1 pseudogene is annotated in these 321 nt (G+C 67.9%); it reads left to right on the top strand.

The annotated features are described in order from the left end of the window. Window positions 1-321: pseudogene (locus tag QAA18_RS08585) on the top strand (hypothetical protein); the annotation flags it as partial.

Below are 321 nucleotides of genomic sequence, written 5' to 3'. Positions count from 1 at the left end.
TACTCGACGACGAAGACGATCACCGTCACGATCCCGCCGCCGACGCCGCCCGTGCCGACCCTGACGCTGCCAACGTCCAGCACCACCGGCAGCTACACCGCCAGCTGGACCAGTGCCACCGGCGCGACGCACTACGAGCTGAGCGAAAAAGTCGGCACTGGCAGCTGGAGCGTCATCCAGGACACCAGCGCCACCAGCCGCGCCATCAGCGGCAAGACCGACGGCAGCTACAGCTACCGCGTCCGTGCCTGTGCCGGGACCGGAACGGGCAACTGCAGCGGGTACTCGACGACGAAGACGATCACCGTCACGATCCCGCCG

The sequence above is a fragment of the Luteimonas sp. 8-5 genome (assembly GCF_029763755.1).
GTDB lineage: Bacteria > Pseudomonadota > Gammaproteobacteria > Xanthomonadales > Xanthomonadaceae > Cognatiluteimonas.
The sequence above is the reverse complement of the archived record's forward strand: the minus strand, read 5'-3'. Positions and strand labels throughout refer to the sequence as shown.